Source organism: Paraburkholderia rhynchosiae (assembly GCF_002879865.1).
Classification (GTDB): Bacteria; Pseudomonadota; Gammaproteobacteria; order Burkholderiales; family Burkholderiaceae; genus Paraburkholderia; species Paraburkholderia rhynchosiae.
Window position 1 is genome coordinate 35,862 of the sequence record NZ_PNXY01000026.1, and the last position, 24,753, is coordinate 60,614.

At 61.2% G+C, this 24,753-nt stretch carries 41 protein-coding genes; all 41 read left to right on the plus strand.

Annotated features, from left to right (window positions below; all coding sequences use genetic code 11):
• The first annotated feature begins 11 nt into the window (after positions 1 to 11).
• Entirely contained in the window at positions 12 to 266 is a 255-nt protein-coding gene (locus C0Z16_RS39630) for an HNH endonuclease (protein WP_158244528.1), read from the plus strand.
• Complete coding sequence (locus C0Z16_RS38995) at positions 256 to 1,071, plus strand: hypothetical protein (RefSeq protein WP_244201381.1); 816 nt, start codon at positions 256 to 258, stop codon at positions 1,069 to 1,071. The genes C0Z16_RS39630 and C0Z16_RS38995 overlap by 11 nt, the downstream gene beginning before the upstream one ends.
• Positions 1,068 to 2,459 (plus strand): replicative DNA helicase, encoded by a 1,392-nt coding sequence (dnaB, locus tag C0Z16_RS27995; RefSeq protein WP_102635303.1) that lies wholly within the window; start codon positions 1,068 to 1,070, stop codon positions 2,457 to 2,459. Before C0Z16_RS38995 ends, dnaB begins: the two co-directional genes overlap by 4 nt.
• Positions 2,456 to 2,998: a polynucleotidyl transferase gene (locus C0Z16_RS28000; RefSeq protein WP_244201382.1), complete on the plus strand. Its 543-nt coding sequence runs from the start codon at positions 2,456 to 2,458 to the stop codon at positions 2,996 to 2,998. Before dnaB ends, C0Z16_RS28000 begins: the two co-directional genes overlap by 4 nt.
• A complete protein-coding gene (locus C0Z16_RS28005) occupies positions 2,995 to 3,558 on the plus strand; it encodes a hypothetical protein (RefSeq protein WP_146014360.1) in 564 nt (187 codons plus the stop codon). The genes C0Z16_RS28000 and C0Z16_RS28005 overlap by 4 nt, the downstream gene beginning before the upstream one ends.
• Entirely contained in the window at positions 3,555 to 3,734 is a 180-nt protein-coding gene (locus C0Z16_RS37525; protein ID WP_146014361.1) for a hypothetical protein, read from the plus strand. The genes C0Z16_RS28005 and C0Z16_RS37525 overlap by 4 nt, the downstream gene beginning before the upstream one ends.
• Positions 3,731 to 4,015, plus strand: a complete 285-nt coding sequence (locus tag C0Z16_RS28010; protein ID WP_102635305.1) for a hypothetical protein — start codon at positions 3,731 to 3,733, stop codon at positions 4,013 to 4,015. The genes C0Z16_RS37525 and C0Z16_RS28010 overlap by 4 nt, the downstream gene beginning before the upstream one ends.
• Positions 4,012 to 4,434 (plus strand): recombination protein NinB, encoded by a 423-nt coding sequence (locus C0Z16_RS28015; RefSeq protein ID WP_102635306.1) that lies wholly within the window; start codon positions 4,012 to 4,014, stop codon positions 4,432 to 4,434. The genes C0Z16_RS28010 and C0Z16_RS28015 overlap by 4 nt, the downstream gene beginning before the upstream one ends.
• Before the next feature lie 12 nt (positions 4,435 to 4,446).
• Positions 4,447 to 4,602: a hypothetical protein gene (locus tag C0Z16_RS37860; RefSeq protein WP_158244529.1), complete on the plus strand. Its 156-nt coding sequence runs from the start codon at positions 4,447 to 4,449 to the stop codon at positions 4,600 to 4,602.
• Positions 4,599 to 4,883 (plus strand): hypothetical protein, encoded by a 285-nt coding sequence (locus C0Z16_RS28020; RefSeq protein ID WP_102635307.1) that lies wholly within the window; start codon positions 4,599 to 4,601, stop codon positions 4,881 to 4,883. Before C0Z16_RS37860 ends, C0Z16_RS28020 begins: the two co-directional genes overlap by 4 nt.
• A gap of 1 nt (position 4,884) precedes the next feature.
• A complete protein-coding gene (locus C0Z16_RS28025) occupies positions 4,885 to 5,163 on the plus strand; it encodes a hypothetical protein (protein ID WP_102635308.1) in 279 nt (92 codons plus the stop codon).
• Positions 5,163 to 5,393, plus strand: a complete 231-nt coding sequence (locus tag C0Z16_RS28030; protein ID WP_102635309.1) for a hypothetical protein — start codon at positions 5,163 to 5,165, stop codon at positions 5,391 to 5,393. The genes C0Z16_RS28025 and C0Z16_RS28030 overlap by 1 nt, the downstream gene beginning before the upstream one ends.
• Positions 5,390 to 5,719, plus strand: a complete 330-nt coding sequence (locus C0Z16_RS28035; RefSeq protein ID WP_102635310.1) for a hypothetical protein — start codon at positions 5,390 to 5,392, stop codon at positions 5,717 to 5,719. The genes C0Z16_RS28030 and C0Z16_RS28035 overlap by 4 nt, the downstream gene beginning before the upstream one ends.
• A complete protein-coding gene (locus C0Z16_RS28040) occupies positions 5,716 to 5,931 on the plus strand; it encodes a hypothetical protein (protein ID WP_102635311.1) in 216 nt (71 codons plus the stop codon). Before C0Z16_RS28035 ends, C0Z16_RS28040 begins: the two co-directional genes overlap by 4 nt.
• On the plus strand, positions 5,928 to 6,521 hold the full coding sequence (locus C0Z16_RS28045; protein ID WP_102635312.1) for a hypothetical protein: 594 nt from the start codon (positions 5,928 to 5,930) through the stop codon (positions 6,519 to 6,521). Before C0Z16_RS28040 ends, C0Z16_RS28045 begins: the two co-directional genes overlap by 4 nt.
• A gap of 235 nt (positions 6,522 to 6,756) precedes the next feature.
• Positions 6,757 to 7,125: a hypothetical protein gene (locus tag C0Z16_RS28050; RefSeq protein WP_102635313.1), complete on the plus strand. Its 369-nt coding sequence runs from the start codon at positions 6,757 to 6,759 to the stop codon at positions 7,123 to 7,125.
• Complete coding sequence (locus tag C0Z16_RS28055; protein ID WP_102635314.1) at positions 7,125 to 7,412, plus strand: hypothetical protein; 288 nt, start codon at positions 7,125 to 7,127, stop codon at positions 7,410 to 7,412. Before C0Z16_RS28050 ends, C0Z16_RS28055 begins: the two co-directional genes overlap by 1 nt.
• 2 nt (positions 7,413 to 7,414) lie before the next feature.
• Positions 7,415 to 7,585, plus strand: a complete 171-nt coding sequence (locus C0Z16_RS37865; protein ID WP_158244530.1) for a hypothetical protein — start codon at positions 7,415 to 7,417, stop codon at positions 7,583 to 7,585.
• A gap of 77 nt (positions 7,586 to 7,662) precedes the next feature.
• Entirely contained in the window at positions 7,663 to 8,565 is a 903-nt protein-coding gene (locus C0Z16_RS28060) for a hypothetical protein (RefSeq protein ID WP_102635315.1), read from the plus strand.
• Positions 8,566 to 8,567: 2 nt separating this feature from the next.
• Positions 8,568 to 9,125 carry a hypothetical protein gene (locus C0Z16_RS28065; protein ID WP_102635316.1) on the plus strand — a complete coding sequence of 186 codons (558 nt, stop codon included), beginning with the start codon at positions 8,568 to 8,570 and terminating at the stop codon, positions 9,123 to 9,125.
• Positions 9,122 to 10,702: a hypothetical protein gene (locus tag C0Z16_RS28070; protein WP_102635317.1), complete on the plus strand. Its 1,581-nt coding sequence runs from the start codon at positions 9,122 to 9,124 to the stop codon at positions 10,700 to 10,702. Before C0Z16_RS28065 ends, C0Z16_RS28070 begins: the two co-directional genes overlap by 4 nt.
• 1 nt (position 10,703) lies before the next feature.
• Positions 10,704 to 10,895 carry a hypothetical protein gene (locus C0Z16_RS28075; RefSeq protein ID WP_102635318.1) on the plus strand — a complete coding sequence of 64 codons (192 nt, stop codon included), beginning with the start codon at positions 10,704 to 10,706 and terminating at the stop codon, positions 10,893 to 10,895.
• 128 nt (positions 10,896 to 11,023) lie between these two features.
• Positions 11,024 to 11,203 (plus strand): hypothetical protein, encoded by a 180-nt coding sequence (locus tag C0Z16_RS28080; protein WP_102635319.1) that lies wholly within the window; start codon positions 11,024 to 11,026, stop codon positions 11,201 to 11,203.
• Positions 11,203 to 11,700 (plus strand): HNH endonuclease, encoded by a 498-nt coding sequence (locus tag C0Z16_RS28085; protein ID WP_102635320.1) that lies wholly within the window; start codon positions 11,203 to 11,205, stop codon positions 11,698 to 11,700. Before C0Z16_RS28080 ends, C0Z16_RS28085 begins: the two co-directional genes overlap by 1 nt.
• Positions 11,697 to 12,050, plus strand: a complete 354-nt coding sequence (locus C0Z16_RS28090; protein WP_102635321.1) for a hypothetical protein — start codon at positions 11,697 to 11,699, stop codon at positions 12,048 to 12,050. The genes C0Z16_RS28085 and C0Z16_RS28090 overlap by 4 nt, the downstream gene beginning before the upstream one ends.
• An 8-nt stretch (positions 12,051 to 12,058) precedes the next feature.
• Positions 12,059 to 12,955, plus strand: a complete 897-nt coding sequence (locus C0Z16_RS28095; protein WP_146014362.1) for a hypothetical protein — start codon at positions 12,059 to 12,061, stop codon at positions 12,953 to 12,955.
• Between the two features lie 3 nt (positions 12,956 to 12,958).
• Positions 12,959 to 15,058: a portal protein gene (locus C0Z16_RS28100; RefSeq protein WP_102635323.1), complete on the plus strand. Its 2,100-nt coding sequence runs from the start codon at positions 12,959 to 12,961 to the stop codon at positions 15,056 to 15,058.
• Positions 15,027 to 15,296 carry a hypothetical protein gene (locus C0Z16_RS28105; RefSeq protein WP_102635324.1) on the plus strand — a complete coding sequence of 90 codons (270 nt, stop codon included), beginning with the start codon at positions 15,027 to 15,029 and terminating at the stop codon, positions 15,294 to 15,296. The genes C0Z16_RS28100 and C0Z16_RS28105 overlap by 32 nt, the downstream gene beginning before the upstream one ends.
• A complete protein-coding gene (locus tag C0Z16_RS28110; protein ID WP_102635325.1) occupies positions 15,296 to 16,342 on the plus strand; it encodes a hypothetical protein in 1,047 nt (348 codons plus the stop codon). The genes C0Z16_RS28105 and C0Z16_RS28110 overlap by 1 nt, the downstream gene beginning before the upstream one ends.
• A gap of 14 nt (positions 16,343 to 16,356) precedes the next feature.
• Complete coding sequence (locus C0Z16_RS28115; RefSeq protein ID WP_102635326.1) at positions 16,357 to 17,322, plus strand: hypothetical protein; 966 nt, start codon at positions 16,357 to 16,359, stop codon at positions 17,320 to 17,322.
• Positions 17,323 to 17,331: 9 nt separating this feature from the next.
• Positions 17,332 to 17,742: a hypothetical protein gene (locus C0Z16_RS28120; RefSeq protein WP_102635327.1), complete on the plus strand. Its 411-nt coding sequence runs from the start codon at positions 17,332 to 17,334 to the stop codon at positions 17,740 to 17,742.
• A gap of 12 nt (positions 17,743 to 17,754) precedes the next feature.
• Positions 17,755 to 17,958: a hypothetical protein gene (locus C0Z16_RS28125; RefSeq protein ID WP_102635328.1), complete on the plus strand. Its 204-nt coding sequence runs from the start codon at positions 17,755 to 17,757 to the stop codon at positions 17,956 to 17,958.
• 74 nt (positions 17,959 to 18,032) lie between these two features.
• Positions 18,033 to 18,443, plus strand: a complete 411-nt coding sequence (locus C0Z16_RS28130; RefSeq protein ID WP_102635329.1) for a hypothetical protein — start codon at positions 18,033 to 18,035, stop codon at positions 18,441 to 18,443.
• A gap of 61 nt (positions 18,444 to 18,504) precedes the next feature.
• Complete coding sequence (locus tag C0Z16_RS28135) at positions 18,505 to 18,690, plus strand: hypothetical protein (protein ID WP_102635330.1); 186 nt, start codon at positions 18,505 to 18,507, stop codon at positions 18,688 to 18,690.
• 10 nt (positions 18,691 to 18,700) lie between these two features.
• Positions 18,701 to 20,266 (plus strand): methyltransferase domain-containing protein, encoded by a 1,566-nt coding sequence (locus C0Z16_RS28140; RefSeq protein WP_102635331.1) that lies wholly within the window; start codon positions 18,701 to 18,703, stop codon positions 20,264 to 20,266.
• A complete protein-coding gene (locus C0Z16_RS28145; protein WP_102635332.1) occupies positions 20,263 to 21,240 on the plus strand; it encodes a hypothetical protein in 978 nt (325 codons plus the stop codon). The genes C0Z16_RS28140 and C0Z16_RS28145 overlap by 4 nt, the downstream gene beginning before the upstream one ends.
• On the plus strand, positions 21,237 to 22,670 hold the full coding sequence (locus C0Z16_RS28150; RefSeq protein WP_102635333.1) for a packaged DNA stabilization protein: 1,434 nt from the start codon (positions 21,237 to 21,239) through the stop codon (positions 22,668 to 22,670). Before C0Z16_RS28145 ends, C0Z16_RS28150 begins: the two co-directional genes overlap by 4 nt.
• The gene (locus C0Z16_RS28155) at positions 22,667 to 23,242 is read left to right on the plus strand and encodes a hypothetical protein (protein ID WP_102635334.1); all 576 of its coding nucleotides are present in this window, start codon (positions 22,667 to 22,669) and stop codon (positions 23,240 to 23,242) included. The genes C0Z16_RS28150 and C0Z16_RS28155 overlap by 4 nt, the downstream gene beginning before the upstream one ends.
• 21 nt (positions 23,243 to 23,263) lie before the next feature.
• Positions 23,264 to 23,602, plus strand: a complete 339-nt coding sequence (locus C0Z16_RS28160; RefSeq protein ID WP_102635335.1) for a hypothetical protein — start codon at positions 23,264 to 23,266, stop codon at positions 23,600 to 23,602.
• 8 nt (positions 23,603 to 23,610) lie between these two features.
• A complete protein-coding gene (locus C0Z16_RS28165) occupies positions 23,611 to 24,186 on the plus strand; it encodes an aspartyl/asparaginyl beta-hydroxylase domain-containing protein (protein WP_244201383.1) in 576 nt (191 codons plus the stop codon).
• The gene (locus C0Z16_RS28170) at positions 24,183 to 24,641 is read left to right on the plus strand and encodes a GNAT family N-acetyltransferase (protein ID WP_102635337.1); all 459 of its coding nucleotides are present in this window, start codon (positions 24,183 to 24,185) and stop codon (positions 24,639 to 24,641) included. The genes C0Z16_RS28165 and C0Z16_RS28170 overlap by 4 nt, the downstream gene beginning before the upstream one ends.
• The last annotated feature ends 112 nt before the right edge of the window (positions 24,642 to 24,753 follow it).

Below are 24,753 nucleotides of genomic sequence, written 5' to 3' on the forward strand. Positions count from 1 at the left end.
CAGGCGTTCCCATGTCGCTGCGTCGTCGCGTGTTTCGCGATGCCGGCTATCGCTGCGCTGATTGCAGCATTGTCGGGTGGGAAAAACGGTTCCCGCGCGGCGGATACGGCTACTACACGCCGATTGAAGGCGTCTATTTAAGCATTGACCACATTTACCCTAGGTCTCTGGGTGGAAGCAGTTCGCGCGTCAATTTGCGTGTCCTGTGTACTCGCTGCAATACAAAGAAGGGCAGCAAAGTCTTGGGAGTCTGTAATGGCCGGTGAGTGGATCAAGATGCGCCACGATCTCGTAGACGACCCTGCGGTAGTGCTCATTGCGAGCAGGACCGGCATCGACGAATACGGCGTCGTCGGACGCCTACAGAAGCTCTGGAGTTGGGCCGATCGCCACACTGTCGACGGTAACGCTATGAGCGTTACACGTTCGTGGATTGATCGTTACGTTTCGTGTCCTGGCTTCGCCGATGCGATGTTCGAGGCCGATTGGCTGGAAGGCGACGACGGCGCCATCGATATTCCAAAATTTGAGGTGCACAACGGCGAAAGCGCCAAGAAACGGGCTCTCGGCAATAAACGTGTCGCTTTGTCACGCAGCAAGCAACGAGACGGTAACGCTGAAGGTAACGCAGATGGTAACTCTGAAAGTAACGCACATAGCGTTACAAAAAGCGTTACCAGAGAAGAGAAGAATAAGAACAGTAAACAACCCCCCATACCCCCCAAGGGGGGCGAAATCGTTGAAACGAAAAAACGACCGATCATCGCGTTGAAGACGTTCCTCGAGCAGTGCAAGGAAAAAAGCGAGAAGCCGATTCTGGAAGCCGATACGGTTTTTGACTACGCCGCGAAGACTGGCATTCCGGACGAGTTCTTGCGCCTGCACTGGCTGGAGTTCAAAGCCCGGTACTGCGAAGAGGGTGCCAAGCGCTACAAGGACTGGCGGACGGTCTTCCGGAAGTCTGTCCGAGGCAACTGGTTCAAGCTCTGGTGGATCGGTGCGGACGGCGCATGCGCGCTGACGACGGTCGGTGAGCAGGCTAAGCGTGCGCACGGGAGGGACGCGGCATGAACGCCCCCGACGAATTTCCGAACGAGCACATCCGTGAAGTACCGCATTCGGTCGAGATGGAGCAGTCCGTTCTGGGCGCCCTGCTGCTCAACAACGAAGCGATCGACATGCTCGGCGGACTTCGCTCTGAGCACTTCTTTCGCTACGAGCACCGCCTGCTGTTCGAGACGATCCAGAAAATGATCGTGGCCGGTCGCACGGCCGACGTCGTCACGGTCTACGAGCACTTGCAGACGGCCGGTCACGTCGACCGCACTGGCGGATTGCCGTACCTCAATGCGCTGGCGAACAACACGCCCGGGTCTGCAAACGTCGCGCGCTACGCGCAGATCGTGATCGACCGTTGGAAGCTGCGCGGAATTTTGGCCGCCGCCGATGAGATCGGTTCGATGGCCTACAACCGGAACGGCATGGAAGTGTCGGAGATCATCGCGCTGGCCCAGTCGAAGTTCGAGCCGCTGGCCGAATCTCGCGCGAGCGAGCCCCGGTTCATCGGCGAATACCTGGCGCCGGTGGTCGAGGAGATCGATGAACAGTCCCACGGCGCGCCGTCGAAAGCGATTCCCACGGGATTCCGCGATCTGGACTGGCGGCTCGACGGCGGCATGAACGATGGCGAACTCTTCATCCTCGCCGGGCGGCCGTCGATGGGGAAAACGGCCCTTGCCATGGCGATCGCGATGTACGTCGCCGAGTGCAAGGGGACGGTGCTGGTCTTCTCCATGGAAATGCCGGGCAAGCAACTCACGCAGCGCGGCATCTCGCTTCAAGGCGGCATCCCCCTGCCGCGGATCAAGAACGGTTCGAAGATGACCGACGAGGACTGGCCACGCCTCACGAGCGCCGTCGCCGGACTCGCGGAGATGCCTCTGCTGCTCGACGAGAGTGCTGGCCTGTCGCTGGCCGAGATCACGAGCCGTGCGCGCGCCGCAAAGCGTAAGCATGGCCTGAAGTTGATCGTCGTGGACTACCTGCAGCTCATGACAGGCGGCGAAGGAGAAGGGCGCACGCAGCAGGTTGGCTCGTACTCGCGCGGCCTGAAGAGCCTGGCCAAGAACCTCGGCGTTCCGGTCATTGCACTTGCGCAGCTGAACCGCGGACTCGAGGCGCGCCCGAACAAGCGGCCGCTAATGTCGGATCTTCGGGACTCAGGTGAGATCGAGCAGGACGCCGACACGATTCTCTTCCTGTACCGCGACGAGGTCTACAACCCCGACTCACCCGACAAGGGCGTCGCGGAAGTGATCATCGGCAAGCAGCGTAACGGCGCGCTCGGCGTCGCGCATCTCGCGTTCATCGGCGAGCACGCCAAGTTCGGCGATCTGCAGGGCGGCTACATCCCGGTGCCGCGCACCAAACCACGCCAGCAAAGAGGCTTTGAAGAATGAGCGCGATCCAGACGGAATTCGACATGCCGGCGATTGAGCCGGTGCACGTCGCGAGCGGGGCGCGAAACATCCTCGCGCTCGATATCGGTACGCAATGCGGCTGGTCGCTGAAGAACGGTGATGCGCGCGTGCGCAGCGGAAGTGTCTCTTTCGCGGCGCGGGCCCGCGACAACGCCGGACAACGGTGGCTGAAATTTACGGCGCACCTGTCGGCGTTGAAGCGCGAGGTCGGTGAACTGCATGCGATCTACTACGAAGAGGTGATGGCGCACGGCACGCGCGATAACCCGAACGTGATCGCGGCGCACGTGTATGGCGGCTTCCTCGCGCAGTTGGAGATCTTTTGCGACGTGAACCGGATCCGCCTGGTGCCGGTGAGTGTCGGCACGATCAAGAAAAGCTTCACTGGCAACGGCCGCGCGAACAAGGAACAGATGCTCGCCGAGGCGCGGCGTCGCGGGTTCCGGCCAGCGGATGACAACGAGGCGGACAGTCTCGCGATCCTTCATTACGCGATCGAAAAGGAGTGCGGGTCATGAGCGGTGGAAAACCATGGATGACATGGGAAGCGCGGATTGTCTGGGAGATGTGGCCCAACGGGGCGAGTCTCGAGGATATCGCTGCTCGATTGCCAGGCCGATCAACCGATGCAATCGCGGAGTTCCGGGACAAAAACCATATGCGACGCAAACCCGGTTGCTTCGCTCTGCCGCACCAACGGGTCGCGCGCGATCGGATGAATTCCGCGATCAAATTGAGCGAGAACGGCCTGACGATTAACGAAATCGTCGAAAAAGCAAAGGTCAGCAAGTGCACGGTGTTGGACTTCGTAAAAGAGATGCACGGCAACGGCTTGTACGTCGCTGGTTATCGCAAGACCACCCGCAAGCCTGCCGCGCTCTGGAAGCTCGGCAATCTACCGGACGCTTCCTACCCGTACCAGAAAGTTGTCGGCCCGCGCACAGAAGCGCGTTTGCGGCGCGAGGTGAACCCTTTCCTGACTGCTGCAGGCTTCGTTCGGCCACCGCCGGTGAGCATGGTCGGTCGCGTCTATCAGCAGTCGATGAGCATCACTGACGACGAGATGGAGGCAGCGTGAAGCGAATCACAAAAGACATGGTGAAGGCCGGCGGCTGGCGCTATTGCTGCGTCTGCCGGAAGCAGGGGCCGCGCGTGAAGGCGCATTGGGAACATGAAGGCCGCGAGTACTGCGACGAGCACAAGCCGTCAGGCTCGTCGAACGCTACCCACTCGACACGCGAGGTGCGGCTATGAACTGCAGGAAGGGTGACATCGCCATTGTGGTCCGCCTGTTTCCTTGCATCGATGCGGTGAGGAAGGCGCTTGAGCGAGACGTTCTTGGTCGGGTCGTGCGGTGCGTCGAACTGGGCCCGGAGCACAACGGGATGCCGGTCTGGAAAATCGGCGAAATCATCCCTGTGGACATCGGGTTCATGCGCGTGAAGGTTGAAGCAATCGAAGACTGCCTTCTGCAGCCGATCCGTGGCGTTCCAGTGCCGGAAAAGGCAACTGATGACATCAAGGAGCCTGCGTGAGCGCGCGACTGTACCGCGAGTTCACGATCAGCGGGCCTGCCGTCTGGCAACTCGTGAAGGAACTTATGCGCGAGCACGCCAAGGCGTTCATCGATCGCGGAACGCCGCTTCGGCTGATCGTCACAACCGAAGAGCGCCGGCGCACGCCAGAGGCCAACGCCTTTTATTGGGGCGTCGTGCTGCGCGGGATCGCCGAGCAAGCCTGGGTGAACGGAAACCAATTCAGCGCGGACACGTGGCACGAGTACTACGCCGAGCAGTACTGCCCGCGCGTTGAAGTCACGTTGCCGACTGGAGAGATTTTCAGCCGGCGCAAATCGACGTCCGACATGAGCCAGAAAGAGTTCGCCGATTACGTGACGCGCGTGCAGTCGAACGCGGCCGCGGAGCATGGCGTTGAGTTCGAAGAAGCATTCTGACCGAGGATCCCCATGAAAGATGTTTTGTGGTTCTTGTTCGCGTGGGTCATGCCGACCGGCTCGACGCTGTACACCTATCACCGCACGGGAAAAGTGTGCGACGCCATAGGTGTCTGGTTTTTCGTGACCATCGGTGTCCTGCTTGTGGCATCGGCTTGCTACAAATGAAGGACGATCTTGCTATGAAGTTCTGCAAAGACTGCAAGCACTACCAGCCCGCGGGCGAACTGTGGAAGTTTGCAGTTGGCGATGCATGTCTCGCCCGTAGCGAGAGACAGGAATTCGACCCGGTAACTGGGAAGCATCTGACCTATGCCGGCGAACCAAAGCACTTGCGTGCCAAGGATGGAGAGTGCGGGCCCGACGCGAAGTGGTTCGTCCCCGCAAATCTAGACGGACGGCTCGCGATGCTTGATGACGGGCCGATCGTTGGTCCGATGGAGGCCTGACATGTTCTGCGTTTTCTATCCGTTTGGCGTCTTCGAAGTCCTCGGTCAAGCAGTTGCTGACCAATACTCGCAAAACCTTCGCGCAGACGCTGATCTGCAGCAAAGCGATGCTGCGCGACGAATGTTCGACGCGATTGATCCGAACGTAGTCGACTTGCCGGCTGACGCCGTACGGGAGGTGCGGGATGTGCCGAGGTTGACCGGTTATGAGCGGCCTGTGCAGCCGCTGGCCTCGGCCCTCTTCGGGTTCTCAGACAGCGACGGCGGGGAGTGTGATTGATGAAAGCCGTATGGGATCCGGTGAAGTTGCGCGTCGACGGCTGGTGCACACGCCAACCTGTTTGCGGCGACGAGATCAGGACGCGCACGGGACGCCGCTATCGCATCCTCGAAACGCACTACCGGGGCGAACGTCTCGCGCGGGTCGATTGCGTGGTACTTCCGAAGGATGCCGATTTGCAGGGTGTCGTCTTCGATTGGCACTGGACGCCGCGGAGGCGCAACCGATGACCGCGCGCCTCATCTTCCCGAAAACGCTCACCTTCCGCTGCGAAGATCTGCGGCGCGCCGTCGCTCAATTGCCATGTATGTGTTGCGGCATCTCTGGGCACACACAGGCGGCGCACATGAACTTAGGTAAGGGCGCTGGGATCAAGGCGAGCGACGCCGCGCTGGCGGCGCTGTGCGCTGATCGGCCCGGTGTGCGCGGTTGCCACTCGATGCTTGACCAGGGCGGCGTGATGGAGAAGCACGAACGTCGCGTCTTCGAAGCCGAGATGGTCTGCAAGACATACATCGCGCTGGTCGAGCGTGGCCATTTGGTGGTGGCGGAGTGAAGGAGAAGGAGGACCCAAAGTGGGAGCGCGGCGACCCGCTCGAGATCCTGATCCGTCGCGAGCGGCGCACCTGCGCGGGCTGCATCTTTCTGAAGACGGACAAACTGTTCAACACAACGGCTGTGGCGTGCCGGAAAAGAAAACGCAAGGCTGAGCTCAGCGTGGACAAGACGAAGCGCTGTGAACTTTACGATGACGGGAGCGGCAAATGAAGGAAGGCGCAAAGCACGAAGGGATTTTCAAGGACGCGAAGGAGGCGATCGTGTTCTCGCTCAACTTCTCGGATCAGCAGTACGCCAAGTCGCCGATGGCGCTTCTGCTCAAGCACGGCGCGCACGGTAGCGGCCGCGGCCTTTCGGGGCTCGACGGTTCCGGACAGGCCGGCATGGTGTTCGCTGAAATCATCCGGCTCGACTATCACGAGTCGATCGCTCTGATCGCGCGTTGCAGCGCCAAGCGTCTTCGTTGCACGTGCGGCTCGCCATGTTGCAGCAAATGGACGCCGAACCCGATCTGGACGATGGCTACGAGCCAGCTATGCGATCACGCGCTGCTCGCTGTCGGTACCGGCATATCAAGTCGGGCGATTCGCCTCGCGTCGACGCAGAAGTTCTTCGGGCAGAAGCTGAGCATTCAGGAGATCGCCGATTATTGCAGCGTGTCGAGAAAGACGGCCGGCGAGCACCACGCGCGCATCAAGGAATTCCTGAAGGATCTTGAGGGCAGGGCGTGGTTCAGCTTTACGGCTCGGCTCGAGGATGCGGGCATGCTCATTCGGGACGACGAGCCAGTGTCGCATTGACTTCTCAAAAAATGCGTAATACCATCCTGTTTCGATACATTCCGTAAATGTCACAGAAAAGCGCACAGCCCGAAACGGCGTGCGCTTTTTTCGTTTCTGGCCGGTCAGCGGCGGTTGGTGCCGTAGTGTTAGACGGACAGGCCTTCTCACGCATGGCGATTTAGACGGGTGCATGGCTGGGATGAGCTAGGCACTGCGTGACGGTTTGTCGCCGAATCGTCAACCGTGAGAGTGAATGTTTTTTGCCAGTCACGCGGCGGCCGGCGCCGCAGAGCACTCCCGGACTGGCCTTCCCATTCTTAGCGTCTCCATGCCCGGTCACGACCGGGTTTCCGCCCGTCGCCATTCCGGCCACGGGCTTTTTTTATTCCCGGAGGTTTCCATGGCTACCCGCAAGGCTGCACCCATAGCAACGATGCAAGGCGAAGAGGATTGGCGAGCACGCGAGGACATGCACTCGCTGAAGCGCGCGGCAGAGATCCAGTCCGACCCGAAACGTCACGCTGCAGCCAAGCGGCACGCCGCGAAGGAAGCCGATAGCTACGCCAAGGTGGCGCAGAGCAAGCCGGCCGCTAAGGCGCCGATGAAGCGGGGAGCACGCTGATGGAAGGCGTCCAGAAGGAAATGCCTCGATACCGGTGCCACAAGGAAATATGGGCGCTGAAGATCAAAGACGTCTGCTACGACAGACCTCCGCTCGAAGGCGAGCCTCGCGGTAATGCCACGATCACGCCGGCAGATGATGGCTACGCACCGTTCGTTGTGGACGAAGCGTGGGCCATGAAGCATCGCCCGCAGGTGGGCGGCTACTACGTGGTGTATGCCGACGGATACAAGTCTTTTTCTCCGGCGGGAGCCTTCGAAGACGGTTACACGCGGATCGGAGGGTGACCATGCCAGTTCGTTCGAAAGCACAGAATCGCCTGATGCAGGCGGCTGCGCATGATCCGGCGGTTGCCAAGAAGACCGGGGTTCCGCAGAAGGTTGCCAAAGGGTTCGTGGCCGAGACGCACGGCAAGAAGGTCAGCAAGCTCCCTGAGCACACGAAGAAGGGGCGCAAGTGAGCATCTTCATGGCTGGCGGCGGTGGCCTCGCAGTCATCTCCGCCTTAAGTTTGAGATACATCGAATCGAGGAATGACATGAGCGACATTCAGGACGCAGCACCAAGCAGCACGGAACCACAGCAGCCCGCGCCGGAGGTGGCGCCATCGGGGGAGGTCGTCCAGACGTCGGCCGCTTCTACGCAATCCTCGTCGAGCGCTTCCGCCGCGACGGTTGCGGCGGCTGACGTGGGAAACGTTGCTGCTGGTGGTGTCTCGGACGCGCCGTCGCAGGGCGCGATCTCTGCGCACGATGCCGCGGGCTCGAACGGCGCGGGTGAAGCGGGAAACGTCTCTGCCGATGCAGCTATTGCGATCCTAGGCACAGCATCGGCTACGTCTGACCTGGGAAACGTCGGTGCGGGCACGTCGCCCGCTGGTGTTGCCACGCCTGTTATTGCCGATCCCTCGGCTTTTCAGTCGAGCGCTGAGGTGGCGCAGCCGGGGGAGCCCGCCGCGAATCAGTCCTCGCAACCATCAGCCGGCTCCGGCGCGAGCATTTCGGCTGGTGATGCGGGGGAGCCGCACGCCGAAGAGCAAAAAGACTCAGGCACGCTCTCGCCCTCGAGTTCTACTGCCGCCCCTGCAGCCGACGGCGCTGATGCGGGAAACGACGCGGGGCAGGGCGATTCTGCCAGTACTGTGATTTCGACCGACGCTGCCCCGCTCGCACCCGCTACGGCCGACGCCGTTGCTACTTTCGCTGACCTGATGGACCGCTTCGAAACGCGCCATTATCCGGACGGCACGACGCTAAAGGCGTCAGGCGAGCTTCCGCTCGATTCACCCGTCTCGTACCCGGCGCCGCAGGCGCCCGCGCCGGACACGCCGCTCGGTCTGCTGGATGCGATCGACGAGTACTTCACGACCGCCCTGCGCTCCTCGCGCACCGACGGCCACAAGATGATCGTGCAACTGCGCGCGATGCTCGCCCAGCAATAGGCATGGGGCGCCGTTCAGACATCGACTGGGAATCGATCGAGCGCGACTACCGCATCGGTCAACTCTCTCTTCGCCAGATAGCTGCGAAGCACGAGGTCGCGGTCTCGTCGATCGTCAAGAAGCAGAAGGCCGAAGGATGGTCCCGCGACTTATCGGAACAGGTAAGAGTACAGACGAAGGCCGAACTGATAAGGCTTGCGGCTGAGAAGGCGCGTGAAAACGCTACAAAATCAGTACAAAGCGACGCCGAAAGCGTACAAGCTGCGGCCCATACGAACGTCGAAATCATCAGCGCGCACCGCCGCGACATCCAGACCGAAGCCGACCGGACGCGCAAGATCGCGGAGAAGATCGACAATCTGATGGGATCGGCGGTCCTGCCGAAGGACGTCGCGCTACTCGCTTCGACGCATGAGTCGCTGGTGCGATCGCGGGCGCGGCTGATCGGTCTCGAGCGCGAGGCGTACGGCATCGGTGAGGCCGAGCCGCCGCCAGACGACGACAACCAGATCGATCTCGGTCGCGCGGCCGAGCTGCGGGCGAAGATCCGTGGCTCATGAGTCTTCATGAACTGCCGCTCGATGAACTGCTCGTCGAGTGGGACAAGCTGGACGATGGGGGCCGCGATCTAAGCGCGATCCGCGCGCTGACGCTGGAGGACCGTTTCTACCTGCTGGTGCGTGTCTGCCGTCGGCACGACATGCTGCACCCGTGGATCTACGCCCGGTGCCGCGAGGTCGAGGCCGACCCGGACGAGAAGCTCGACCTGTGGGCGCGAGAGCACTACAAGTCGACCATCATCACGTTCGCCGGCGCGATTCAGGAGATCCTGAAGGACCCGGACATCACGATTGGCATCTTTGCGCACACGCGCGGGATCGCGCAGAAGTTCATGCGCCAGATCATGATGGAACTGCAGTCGAACGACACGCTCAAGAGCGCGTTTCCGGACATCCTGTACCGGACGCCTGAGAAGTCGTCGCCGCGCTGGAGCCTCGATAACGGCCTGCTGGTCAAGCGGTCGAGCAACCCGAAGGAAGCGACCGTCGAGGCGTGGGGACTGGTCGACGGCCAGCCGACGTCGGCGCACTACAAGCTGCGCATCTATGACGATGTAGTCACGCGCGAGTCGGTGACCACGCCCGAGCAGGTGAAGAAGACCACGGAAGCGTGGGAACTGTCGGACAACCTCGGTATGGCCGGTGGGCGCCGCTGGCACGTGGGCACGCGCTACAGCTTCGCGGACACGTACCAGTCGATCATCGACCGCGGCAGTCTGCAGGAGCGGATCTACCCCGCCACGCACGACGGTACCGCGAACGGCGATCCCGTCCTGCTCTCGGCTGAAGAGTGGGAGAAGAAGAAGGTCACGCAGGGCGAATACACGATCGCCTGCCAGATGCTTCAGAACCCGTTGAGCGGCCAGCAGGCGACGTTCAAGGTCGAGTGGCTGACCTACTATGACATCCGCCCGTCGATCCTGAACGTGGCGGTCCTGTGCGACCCGGCGCGCAGCAAGAAGAAGGACAGCGACAACACGGCGTTCGCGGTGGTCGGCATCGACGCCGCGTCGAACAAGTACCTGCTAGACGGCTTCCGCCACAAGATGAAGCTCTCCGAGCGCTGGGATGCCATGAAGCTGCTGCGCCGGCGCTGGATGTCGATGCCTGGCGTGCAACTGGTCAAGTGCGGCTACGAGAAGTTCGGCGCGGAGTCCGACTTCGACTACTTCGAAGAGCGGATGAAGATCGAACAGAACTTCTTCGATATCGAGGAACTGGCGTGGCCGCGCGAGGGCGGCGGCTCAAAGATCGACCGCGTGCAGCGGCTTGAGCCTGACTTCCGGATGGGCCGCTTCAAGCTGCCGCACGGCTTCGACGAGAAGAAGGTCACGCGTAACCAGCGTACGGTGATCGAAGCGGGCGAGGGCTTTCGCGTGGGTCGCAATATCGTGCGGCGCGACGAGAACGGCCGCGCGTACGACCTGACGAAAGACTTCATGGACGAATTCCGGTTGTTCCCGTTCGGCGCAAAGAAGGATCTGGTCGACGTGTGCAGCCGCATCTACGACATGGAACTGCCCGCGCCGATCATGGTTGACGAGCAATCGCTCGAACCCGACTACGCCGAGGACTGACATGAATCCCCCGAATTACCAGTGGCAACCGAACTACGGCCAGAAGGTCACGTTCAGCACCTACAGCGTGACGTCGATGGTGATCGCTGCGTGGGGCGAGGAGTGGGGCGAGCGCGACACGGTGTACGAGTGGAGCAATGGCCGTTACATGGAAGACTCGCTGAAGGGCCCGTATGCCGTATCAGGCGAGTGAGCGGCCGCGCATCTACATGCGCAACGGCCGGTGGTGCTGCGGCGAGATGAAACGCACCGACGAGTGCTGGGCCATTGGGTTCGGCATCACCCCGCGCGCCGCGTACAAGAACTGGAAGAGGAGCATGCGTGCGATCGCCAAATAGCGCATTCAACGATGCTCTCGCGCCGACCGGCGACGAAGACTATGACCGGTTGCCGGCGGACGTGAGAGTCCACGTGACGCCGAAAGAATTCAGATGGATGGGCGAGCAGGGCCGCGCGCGGCTGATGCGCGATTTCACCGAACCTGACTGGGTTGAAGATTGATGCTGACTCAAGAACGATTGAAAGTGCTTCTCTGCTACGACCCTCTGACAGGGATATTCACGTACCGCGTCGAGCGCAAGCGGGGCACTCACCCTGCCGGCTCGGTGGCTGGCAAAGTCGAAGACGGTTATCGCCGCATCAAGATCGATGGGAAGATGTACCGCGCGCACCGGCTCGCATGGCTGTACGTGCATGGCCATATGCCCCGCCGGGTCGATCACCGCGACAACATCGGCGATCACAACTGGATCGAGAACCTGAGGCCTTGCACCCAGTCGCAAAACTGCGCAAACAGGGTCACCAGAACCGATAACAAGCTTGGCATCAAAGGCGTGCATTTTCACAAAGCTGCGAAGAGGTTCGTAGCATCTATTGGCTGGCTCGGCAAGATGAAGCACCTTGGGTGTTACGACACCGCCGAAGAAGCCCATGAAGTCTACTGCCTAGCTGCCGACATGCTGCACGGCGAGTTTGCCAACCATGGAGCCTCCGTATGAGCAACGCTGACATGCATCTTGCCGACCTAACCGGCACCGAAGACATCGCCCAGATGGAGACCGCCAAGAACGTCGGAGAGGCGCTCAACGAGCACTACCCGAACCACCTGTGGGCGGTGAGTTGGCAAGGCGGCGTCATCGTCGTCAAGAATCTGGCGATCAGCTCGTTCTACGGCTTCGTGCTGCATCCCGACAAGCTGGCGACGTGGTCGGAGATGAAGCGCGCCGCAGTGCTGGCGGGCGGCGAACTCCTCGAACGCGCGAAGATGGCGCGGGGCGCATGGGCTGGCCAGTTCGCGCAGGTTCTCGAAGGATCCGATCCGCGCTTTTTCCGGGGTGACAACACGTGAAATCGACCATGAAAAGAATCCTGTACGCGGTTGCGCTGCTCGCGTGTGCCACACCCGCTTTCGCGCAGTTCAATCCGTCGCAGCCTTATGCCACGACCGCGAACTCATGTGGACAGATCTTCTCCCTGCAGGGCGGTGTCTACTACGACCGCAATGGAGTGAGCCAAGGCAGCACGCTACCGACGTGCAATCCGCCCGTCTCTCTGGGATCGCAGAGCGCGAGCAACGTCAGCATCACCGGCGGCTCGATCTCTGGACTCAACCCGGCGATGCCGGTCGCCAGCGGCGGCACCGGATCCGCTTCGCTGGCCGCGCATGGCGTGTTGGTCGGTGCAGGAACATCTGCGGTGACGATTGCCGCGCCGGGCAACAGTGGCATTCCTCTCGTTTCTCAGGGCGCGATTGCCGATCCGATCTTCACCAACATCACACCCGCCGGCGGCGGTACCGGCCTGACTTCCATCACGGCGCATGGCGTCATGATTGGCGAGGGCACGAGTGCCGTGGCGGTGGCCGGTCCGGGAGCATCTGGATTGCCGCTCGTCGGCGGAGGTGCAAGCGCGGACCCGACATTCGCGACGCTTGGTGTCGCCGGCGGCGGTACCGGAGCAACGACTGCGAGCGCGGCCGCTGGCAATCTCGGCGTGCCGCCGGTCTACAGCAACGCGGGCGTGGCGGTGACCACACCGCATATCGTTGAAGGTCAGGTCACGCTGGTCGCTGGCACGGTCTCGGTCACCTTCAGCGGCGCGGCAGTCTTCACCTCGACACTCACATACCAGTGCACGGTCAGCGACCTCTCGACCACCGCGGCAGCGGCGAACGCGGCGAAGCAGAGCGGCACCTCCGTGACGTTCTACGGAAGCGGCACCGATACGGTTGGCTACATCTGCGTGGGTAACTGATCTATGTACCAAGTCGCCGGCCCGACCCCACCCGATCTCGCCAAGCGCGAAGCTGCCGCTGGCAGTGGCTCGCCGGATTGGCTGTCGATCGCTTCTGAGGCTTACGAGCAGTCGACGTCCTATCTGGATTCCAATCTGAGAAACGAGTGGACGAAGGCGCTGTACGCCTTCCAGTCGCGCCACGCGCCGGACTCGAAATACAACACCGACGCCTTCCGGCACCGTTCGAAGGTGTACCGCCCGAAGACTCGGACCCTGATCCGCAAGATTGAAGCCGCCGCCTGCGCGGCTTTTTTTTCGAACGTCGATGTGATCGACACGACGGCGATGAATCAGGGCGACCCGAAACAGGTCGCGTCGGCGCAGGTGATCAAGAGCCTCGTTCAGTACCGGCTCACCAAGACGATTCCGTGGTTCCAGGTGCTGATGGGTGGCTTTCAGGATGCGGCCACGATGGGCGCGGTGTGCTCTTACCAGTACTGGCGGTACCGGACTGAGAAGAAAACGCACCACGTGCACGAGGTCGACGAGGACACCGGGCAGGGCAAGTACGACGAGAATGGTCAGCCGGTGCTGAAGGCCGCGCAGCATGACAGCGTGGTCGAGGACCGCCCGTGCATCGAATTGCAGCCGCTCGAGAATATCCGCATCGACGCGGCCGCCGACTGGATGGACCCGATCCACTCGAGCCCGTACGTGATCCGCATGGTTCCGATGTACGTCTACGACGTGAAGGAAATGATGGAAGCGGCGGACGATAAGACCGGCCAGCCGAAGTGGAAAAAGGCCTCCGATGCAGTGATCCGATCGGCGCTGACGCGAGGCCTCGACACGACGCGTCTGGCGCGCGCCAATAAGCGTGAAGACCCGACGACTGAAGCGAAGGTCACTCTAGCCGACTTCGACATCGTCTGGTGCCACGAGAACTTCGTGCGCCGCAAAGGCAAGGAGTGGGTCTACTGGACGCTCGGCACTGAGTTCATGCTCACTGAGCCGAAGCCTCTGAAGGAGGTCTATTTCCACGGAATGCGCCCGCTCGAGATGGGCTGCGCGATTATCGAGACGCACAAGACGTATCCGTCCGGCGTTCCGCAACTGGTCGAGGGCCTCCAGAAAGAGGCAAACGAGATTGCCAATCAGCGGCTCGACAACGTCAAGCTGGTGCTGAACAAACACTTCGTGGTGAAGCGCGGCGCGCAGGTGGATCTGCGCAGCCTCGTACGCAATGTGCCCGGCGGCATCACGATGGCGACCGATCCGAATGCCGACATCAAGGAGATGTCGTTCCAGGACGTGACGTCATCTTCGTATCAGGAGCAAAACCTCCTGAATCTGGACTTCGACGGCATCGGCGGCGACTTCAACCCAGCGCAGATTCCGCACGGTAAGAAAGGCGCCGATACCGCGCGCGGCATGCAGATGATGAGTGCCGGCGCGAACCAGATGACCGAATACCTGCTGCGCACGGTCACCGTGACGTGGGTGGAGCGCGTGCTCTATCAACTGGTGAAGCTCGAGCAGGAGTATGAGACCGACCAGGTGGTGATGGCGATCGCGGCCGAGAAGGCTCAGTTGGTGCAGCGCTACGGCATCGACAAGGTCACAGACGAACTGCTCAATCATGAACTGACGATCACGGTGAACGTCGGCATGGGCGCGACCGATCCGAACGCCAAGCTGCAGAAGTTGATCTCTGGCCTGAACGAGATCGGCCAGATCATGGCCAATCAGGCCATTCCGCCCACGATGAAGAGCGAGGCGGTGAAGGAGATCTTCGGCTTGCTCGGCTACCCGGACGCAAAGCGGTTCCTTGGTGACGGACAGCAGGATCCGCAGATTGCCCAGTTGCAGCAGCAGCTCCAGCAGGCGCAGCAGGTAATACAAGGGCTGCAGCAGCAGATCAAGTCCAAGGCGCTGGATCACGATGCGAAGGTCAAGACTGCGGCTATCAACGCGGACTCCCATCGCGAGGTGCAGCAGGGACGGCTCGCCATCGAGCGCGAGCGGCTCCAGCACCAGAGTGCCCAGTTCGTCATTGGAAGCCTCCTCGACCGCATCAGCAAGGTGAACAGTGGAAGATCAACTTCTCAAAGCACGAATTGAGCTCGGCGAAGACGCCGAGAAGTTCGTCCGCAGCAAGCTCGGCGAAGCGGTGCTCGCGATCGCCGAGGGTCAGGCGAACGCCGCGTACAACGAGCTCTCGCGAATCTCACCGTGGCGCAAGCGCCGCATCTCGCAGTTGCAGTCCCAGATCTGGCGGGCCGAGAGCTTCCAGCAGTGGCTCGCTGAAATCATCACTGAGGGTCGTCATTCCCTCGAACTTCTTGAAGGAGAAGATTAATGAACCGTCTGCTCGCCCGCATGCTTGGCCGTCTGTATCGCGAAGAAAACCCCGATGACGCTGGTGGCGGCCCGTCCGCTGAAGACGGCGTGCGCTTTGCGTTCCATGATCGGGCCGCGTGGCTCGAGCAGATCGCCGGCACGACCGAGCACGATCAGCAGTTCGGGACCGGCACGCATGACGACGACGCGAGCGCGGCCAGTGCTGGCGGTGAAGACGAGACCGACGAAGAGCGCGCGGCGCGCGAGCAGGCCGAGGCAGAGGCCGCCGCTGCCGCTGGTGGCGAACATCAGACTGACGAAGAGCGCGCGGCTGCTGCCGCCGCTGCGGCTGCTGCAGCGAATGAAGACGACCAGATGGTGACGCTGATCGTCGACGGCAAGGAAGTGCAGCGGCCCCTGTCGGAGGTTGTCGACGCGGGCAAGCGCTACCTGCAAAAGGACATGACTGCGGATGAGCGCATCGCGGAAGCGACGCGGATCCTGAAGGAAGCGAAAGAACTGAATACCGGCAAGCCCCAGCCTGCCGAACGTCCATCCGATGCCCTACAGGCTGAGGACGACGATGCCGCGCTCGCACGCGCAATCCAGCTGGGAAGCGATGAAGAAGCCCGAGCGGCAATCGCAAAACTGCGGAAAGGCGGCCGGACCGACGATCATTCGATTACCTCGATGATCGATGCGCGTATCGAGTTCCGCGAGACTGCAGCGTGGGTGAAGGACGAATACAAGGACATCTTTGCCGATCCGTTGCTGAGTGGCGTGTTCATGCAGAAGGAAGCAGACGCGCGCGCACAAGGCGATTCTCGGCCGCACCGTGACCTCTACAAGGAGATCGGTGACGGCCTGCGGAAATGGCGGAATGGACTTGCACCCAAGCAGGACGCAATACAGGACAAAGTGGACCGGAAAGCCAGCGTGACCGTCATTCCGACGGCGCGTGCGGTGGCGCCGGTGAATCCCGACGAAGGCAACGAAGAGGCGACTGAAGCGCAGGAGACTGCCGCGTACATCGCCGAACAGCGCCGTCGCCGGGGACAAGGCTAAAGGAGCTTTCAATCATGGCTGGTCAGGTCTGGGCTGTTAATAGCCTCGGCGGCTACATGTATAGCCGCCAACTCTCGCGGGTGCTCCGCATGTCGGTGCAGCCGCTCGTGAAGTTTCGCCAGTTCTGCGACGTGAAGGATGCGTCGCAACAAGGCAAGAAGAAGGGCGACATCTTCACGTACGACGTGTTCTCCGATGTGGCGCAGGCTGGTGGCACGCTGACGGAAACGAACACGATGCCGGAAACCAACTTCCAGATCACGCAGGGCACCCTGACGATCACGGAAGCCGGCAACTCGGTACCGTACTCGGGCAAGCTCGACGATCTGTCGAAGTTCCCTGTCACGGACATCATCAACCGCGTGCTGAAGAACGACTGCACGAAGACGCTCGACAACCTCGCCTGGACGCAGTTCGACCAGACGCTGTTGCGCGTCATCCCGACGGGCGGCACCTCGACGTCGGCAGTCACGCTGTTCACCAACGGCACGGTCACCGGCACGAACTCGACGGCGTACACCAACGCCCACGCGAAAGCGATCGTCGACATCATGAAGGAGCGGAACATCCCGGCCTACATCGCCGACGATTACTACGCGATCGCATGGCCGACCACGCTGCGCACGTTCAAGAACAACCTTGAAGGCATCCATCAGTACACGGAGACCGGCTTCAAGTTGATCATGAACGGCGAAATCGGCCGCTACGAAAACACCCGTTACGTCGAACAGACGAACATCGCGAAGGCGATCAACGGTGTGACGTGGTCGGTCGGCGCGTCGAACTGGATCTACTTCTTCGGTAACGACACCGTCGCCGAGGCAATCGCCGTGCCGGAAGAAATGCGCGGCAAGATCCCAACCGACTACGGCCGGTCCAAGGGCGTCGCCTGGTACTACCTCGGCGGCTACGGCATCGTTCACAACGCCCCCACGCTTTCGCAGAATGTGCGGATCGTGAAGTGGGACTCGCAGGCTTAAGGAGCCATCATGACCACGAAGAGCATGGCTTACGACAATCCGACTTACACCAGTCGGAATTCGGAGTCGATGGGCGAGATCGGCGGTGCGGCGACGACGCAGTACGCGAAGTTCGTTGCCTTCACCGCATCACTCGCTTTCTCGGCGCAGTTGACCGTCACCACGGCCGGCACATCGGCAGCGAACAATACGGTGGCGTTCAGCAAGATCAGCGGCACGTCGACGACGGCGCTGGCTACCGCAACACTGGGTACCGGCGCGGCGGGCACCACGTTGAACGTTCCGCTCTCGACCAGCGCCGGCGGTGTCGCTCTTGCACAGGGCGATCTGCTGGTGGCGGTAACCGGCGCTGACGCGACGGGCAAGGCGGCCTTGGCTTACGAGGCTTCGCCGGCGCCGGGCGCCAACGTCACTGCGTAAGGAGCAGAGATCATGAAAGGACGTAACGACGAGAACACCACGGGCTTCGTTACTGGCGGTTTCATCACTAAGAAGGGCGCGCCGACTGGCGATGCCAAGTTCAACGTGATGCCGCCGGGCGACGACATCGACAACCAGCCGGACGCAGATATCCGGCCGATGCCGATGAAGAAGATCACCCCGTTGGGTTATCCGGGCAGCGGCGCCGAGGAGTAAGGCGCGCGGCTTGGTAAAGAGGCAGTGCGGTGGTTTGGGGGCGCTTCGGCGCCCCCTCTTTTTTGGAGTCGACCATGTCGAACGGCTACACCCAGAAGACCGGCTACACGGTGCAGAAGCAGCATCGCCCGAAGCCGAATCAGATGAACCCCGGCAACATGCCGACGTATCAGCAGGACCCGCCGCGCGAGAAGGATCCGGGGCCGTGGGCGTCAGATGAGTCGGCGCGAGTCACGCATCGCGAATCGAAGTTCAACCAGATGCCGCCCGGCGAAATGGCGCACGCGAAGAACGCTTTCGGCAACAACCCCGGCAGTGGCGTGTCGCAGGCCGCGCTCGATCAACAGTTCCAAACCGTGCCGATGGAGCCGTGGGAACCGATGTACACGAACGAACCGGCTTACGGCGGCTATCAGAACTACACCGGCGAGCCGGAGTATTCCGGTGGCTTCGTCGAGCGCAACAACGTGCTCGATCGCCTGTAACGCAGCCTTTCTTTTCTCAACTGCAGCCGCCGACTGGCGGCTTTTTTATTGGATCGACCCGATGAAATTTGACCCGAAGAAGCCGCACGGTCTCGTGTACGGCGTGACTGGCGCTGCCTACGAACAGAACGGCCAACTCTATACCCCGACCGGTGAACCGTTCGTCGAGGAGAAGCAGGAAGAGTTGCCTCTCGGCACGCAGGCGCAGCGCCAGTCCACCAACAAGCAGACCGCCAAGGGTCAATAAGGAGCGGCGGATGGTCTGGTCAAAAGACATTCCCGAAGGCAACGAGGCGGTCAAAGTGCGATGGGACATCGTGCCTTACACGCGCGGCCGCGGTCTCGATATCGGCTGTGGCGCGCAGAAGCCGTTCGCGCACTTCATCGGCGTCGACAACGGTCACCACAAGGTGTTCGGGTACGACATCCGTCCGGACGTGCAGGCCGAGGCGGATGACCTGTCGATGTTCGCGTCGCGCTCCATGGACTTCGTGTTCTCGTCGCACCTGCTCGAACACATCGACGATGCCGAAGCCGCGTTGCGCGAATGGTGGCGCCTGATCAAGGTCGGGGGCTATCTGGTGCTGTATCTGCCGCACAAGCGGCTATACCCGAACATCGGCCAGCCTGGATCGAATCCGGACCATCGCCACGACTTCGAGCCGACCGACATCGTGTCTTACATGGAGCGCAACGGTGGATGGACTCTGCTCCTGAACGAGGAGCGCAACGCCGGCGACGAGTACTCGTTCCTGCAGGTGTACCGCAAAGAGGCGGGCAAGCTGCACACGATCGAGCCGAAGTATGAAGGCAAGACGTGCGCGGTCGTGCGCTATGGTGCGTTCGGCGACCTGATGATGGCGAGCTCGATCTTCCCGCTGCTCAAGGAGCAAGGCTACCGCGTGACGCTGTTCACGATGCCGATCGGCGAAGAGGTGGTGCGTCACGATCCGAACATCGACGAGATCGTCATACAGGACAAGGATCAGGTGCCGAACAATCAGCTGGTCGAATTCTGGGCGCATCTGTCGAAGCGTTACGACAAGTTCATCAACCTGTCGGAGTCAATCGAAGGTGTCTGGCTCGCGCTGCCGGGTCGCTCCAACCATCGTTGGCCACACGAGCTGCGCCACAAGTACATGAACCGCAACTATCTCGAGTTCACGCACGAGTTGGCTGGCGTCTCGGGTGAGTTGAGGCAGGAGTTCTATCCGACGCTCGAAGAGAAGGCGTGGGCGCGCGCGCAGCGCGATCGCATGGGAAAGTTCGTGATCATGTGGTCGCTGGCCGGCTCGTCAGTGCACAAGACATGGCCGTACCTCGACGAGATCATCGCGCGCACGCTGCTTGAATACCCACACGCCGAGTTTGTGCTCGTCGGCGACCAGATCTGCAAGATGCTCGAGCAGGGCTGGGAGAGTGAGCGACGTGTGCACTGCCGCTCGGGCGAATGGAACATCCGTCAGTCGTTGACGTTCACGGCTATGGCCGATCTGCTGATCGGGCCGGAGACGGGCGTGATGAACGCCGCGGCGAACCTGCCGGTGAAGAAGATCGTCACGCTTTCCCATTCGAGCGTCGAGAACCTGACGAAGCACTGGATCAACACGTTCTCGCTGACGCCGAAGAATACGGCGTGCTATCCGTGTCACCAGCTTCACACCGGCGGATTCGAGTTCTGCCCGCGTGATGACCGAACAGGTTGCGCGTCGTGCCAGGCGGACATCTCCGCCGACCAGATGTGGGAAGTGATGGTGCCGGTGCTTGAGCGTCGCAATCTGGAGGCTCACTTCGCTTCCAACTACGCTCAGGCGGCAGCATGACGACGAGCGGCACTGTCTCTTTTACCGTCACGCGAGACGACATCATCATCGATGCGCTGCAGAACCTCGGCGTGATCGCGGAAGGTGAAACGCCGAACGCCTATCAACTTGCGATCGCCGCGCGCAAGCTGAATATGCTGGTCAAGCAGTGGCAGGGCGCCGCCGACTTTGCGCCGGGCCTGAAAGTCTGGAGCCGCAAGCGCGCAGATCTCGTTCTCGATCCGACGAAATCGGTCTATTCGCTCGGGCCCACCAGCACCGACCGGTGGGCGTCGAACCTCACGCGCACGACGATCACCGCGAACTGCGCGGCCGGCGCGACGGCGATCCCGATCGCGTCGACGACCGGCATGACGAACGGCGACCATTTCGGCGTGTTGTTGCAGAACGGCAGCATCTACTGGACCACGGCGACGTTTAGCGGCTCGACAGCGACCATCCCGAGCCCCGGACTGCCGAGCCCCGCGATCGCGAATGGCTTCGTCTACGACTACACGTCGTTGCAGATTCAACCGCTGCAAATCCTCACCGGGAGTCTGGTCGACAGATCGAACACGAAGATTCCGCTCACGCGGCTGACGTTGGACACGCTGGAGGCATTGCCGACCAACATGGACGCGAACACCGCGTCTGATCCGCTCGCGTTCTACTACGAGCGGCAACTCGGCAATGGGATGCTCTACCTCAATACGTATCCGGCGGACCTCTCCAAGTACCTTCATTTCGTGTTTCTGTCGCCGATTCAGGACTTCAACGAGCCGACCGACAACCCTGACTATCCGCAGAACTGGTTTCTCGCGCTCTCGTCGGGACTCTCCGTTATCTGCGGACCGGCGTTCAGCCGCCCCGTGTCTCAGGACCTGAAGGACATAGCGACGGTTGCACTCGCCACGGCGCGCAATCAGGACCCTGAGACGTCACAGCTCTACTTCCAGCCTGACGGCGACCCGCCGTTCTTCGGGAGTGACGAATGAAGACGCCATTTTTCGGTGGCGCCTATCAGGCGTTCTCGAAGAATCTGGATGCGCAGCGGTGCGTCAATCTGTATCTCGAAAACGACGAGAGCAAGCAGGGGCGAGATATCGCGGCACTGCGCGGATGCCCTGGACTGGACTTCCTCTGTACGTGCGGAACAGGGCCGATACGCGGGGTTCGCACGGTCAGAAACCTGCTGTACGTGGTGAGCGGTTTTCTGGTTTTTTCGGTAGATGCCGCTCTGAAGGTGACGACGATCGGTAGCATCGGCACATCGACGAGCCCCGTCTCGATGTCCGACAACGGGTCTCAGGTGATCATCGTCGACGGCCAGGCTGGTTACCTCATCACGATCTCAACTGCCACCATCACTCAGATCACGGACGCTGCATTCCCGTCGAACCCGGTGACCGTGACATTCTTCGACAGTTTCTTCATCGTCAACCAGGGAAACACGCAGCAGTTCTGGGTGTCTGGGTCGAATGACGGAAGCGTGTGGGACGGCACCGACTTCGCGTCGAAGGAGGGTGGACCGGATCTGCTCGTCGGCCTGATTCAGGTGGACCGCCAACTCTGGCTGTTCGGCGACAACACCACCGAGGTCTGGTACGACGCTGGCGGCTCGAACTTCCCGTTCGCGCGCGTCGATGGCGTTTTTGTCGAGACCGGACTCGCGTCACCATACTGCATGGTGCTGCTCGACAACTCCGTGTTCTGGCTCGGCGCCGACCAGCGCGGTCAGGGCATCGTCTACCGGTCCAACGGCTATCAGCCGCAGCGCATTTCCACGTTCGCGATCGAGCGCGTTCTGAGTGCCGAGGTTATATCCGACGCGATCGCGTACTCGTATCAGGCGAATGGGCACTCGTTCTATGTGCTGCTCTTGCCCTCCGCGGACATGACGTTCGTCTTCGACGTCTCGACCAACCTTTGGCACGAACGCGCAAGCTACGATCCGGTCCTCGGCCAGTTCCATCGCCACCGCAGCAATTGCGCCGACTTCTTCAATGGCATGAACGTGGTCGGCGACTACCAGAACGGAAATATCTACGTCTTCAACGACGACACGCCGACCGATAACGGAGTGACGCGCAAGTGGGTGAGATCGTGGCAGGCGCTTCCTGAAGGTCTCAACCGAGGCAAGGAAGTGTTCTATTCGAACCTCGAGATATTCGCCGAGACGGGGCAGGCGCCCCAGACTGGACAGGCGGCCAAGCCGACCGTGTCGCTGCGCATTTCGAACGATGGCGGCCACACGTTCCCGATCGAGCAGTTCCGCAGCATGGGGCTAGCGGGCCAGACGACGCACCGTCTGCTCTTCCAGAACCTCGGGAAGTCGCGCAACCGCGTTTTTGAACTGTCGGGCACTGCCCCGATCGTGCCGGTCTTCGTCGGCGCCGAGCTAGATGCGGTTCAGGGCACATCGTGACCGCCAATCTTCCCAAGCAGAAACATCCCTTTGATGATGCAGGGAAGGTGTTCGTTAATAAGGAGTGGTATCTCGCATTGCTTGGCATCGTCAGCCAGATCAACGGTGGCAACGGTGGAGTATCGGTCGAGGACGTGCAGCTGCTGGAAGCGGTGGACGCCGCCGAGGGAATCGATTCGAGCATCAGCAAGCTGCTGACCGACATCAATGAAATGGTGCAGCTGGTCGTGCCGCAGGATGCGCTGGAAGCTGTTCTCACCCGCCTTAAGCGGATCGAGACGCTGCTGGCGTTCATGCCTGAATACCCCGACTCATCGTCGACGCGGGGGACCATCTTCGACGAGAAAGGCAGCGGCGGCACGCCGGGATTTGCTGCGACCGCGGACTTCACACCGGGCACGACGACATCGCTGACGCTGTCGCAAAGCTACCAGTCGGCGGCCCACCTGTGGGTGACGTTCGATGCGGACGTGCAGGGTGCCGATCAGTTCACGCTAAGCGGCCGCACGCTGACCTTCTCGTCTGCGATTCCAGTCGGTGTCTCGAAAGTGTTCGTCAAAGGGATTCTCTAATCCCACTGAAAAGGATCACGGATGACTATCACAGCACTCCCGCTTGTCCCGGATGCCACGCTGACAAATGCGGACGCGAACTACTACACCTGCCCGGTGAACACCACGGCGGTTGTCAAGCGCGCGGTATTCACCAACACAAGCGCGAGCGCGGTGACGATCACGGCCAACGTGGTGCGCAGCGGCGGCAGTGTTGCCGCGTCGAATCAGATCATCACCTCTCAGCCGATCGCACCGCAATCGACCTACGTTTCCCCGGAACTGGCGGGCCTGACGCTGTCGGCCGGTGACGCGATTCACGCGGTGGCGAGCGCTAATTCGGTTGTCAACTTCATGGCTAGCGGAATACAGATCGTATGAAAAACTTTATGAAGCTCGCGCAGGTAGACGTCACGCCGCTGATGCTGGCGATTCGTCGGCGCCCGGAGCTCTGGCAGGAAGACACTTTCCTTCGCCATTACCCGCAGGGTCCATTTGGCGAGACGGAATCCATCATGCTGCGCTTTCCGAAAATCGCCGATTTCAGCCGCGACAAGACCGGTCGGAAGATGGAAAAGTACAAGCAGAACCTGCTGCCCGGATATGACCAGCATGAGAGCGAGGACAAGCCCGCATTTAAGGTTCTAACCGAGGCTCGGCCGATCGTCTTCGCGCTGATGGGCAGCGTCCAGGGCGAGCGGCTCGGTCGCGTGATGATCAACAAAATCGTCCCGGGAGGACGAATTTTCCCGCACGCGGACACGCCGGTGCACGCCGAGTACTACAGCCGGTTCCACGTCGTGCTGCAGAGCCAACCCGGGGTCATATTCCGTTGCGATGACGAGCAGGTGTACATGGCCACCGGCGAGGTCTGGTGGTTCAACAACAAGCTCGAGCATGAGGTCATCAACAACAGTGCGGACGACCGTATCCACATGATCGTAGATATCAGGACCTCGCGATGATCACCTTCAGCATCGAACGCTTTTCGGACGTCTACCGAGAGATGTATCCGCTGCTTGTGGAGCATTACGACGAGATTTCACAGCACAAGGAACACGGCGTGCCGCTAGAACCTCTGAGCGACGTGTATGCGGCTCGAGAAGCAGCTGGAACGTTGCTGATGGTGATCGCTCGCGAGGGCGGCACGATCGTGGGTTATTTCATCGCGGTTATCGCGCCGGCGCTGCACTACGGTTCGTGCCTTACCTGCTCGCCTGACATCTTCTACGTCAAATGGGATCGCCGCCGCGACGGCACTGCGGCCGCGATGTTCCAGTTTGTCGAAAAGGAAATTCGCCGGCGCGGTGTGAAGGTCTGGATGGTTGGCAGTAAACATGCGCACGACGTAACGCAGCTTTTCGAATATCTCGGTTTCGAGCCGTTCGAAGTCACCTACGCTAAGTGGATCGGGGAGTAAATCATGGTTGCAGCAGCGATTGGTGCGGCAGCGGTGGCCACGGTTGGCGCTTCTGCGATGAGTTCAGACGCGTCCAGGTCCGCGGCGAACAAGCAGTCCGACGCGGCGGCGA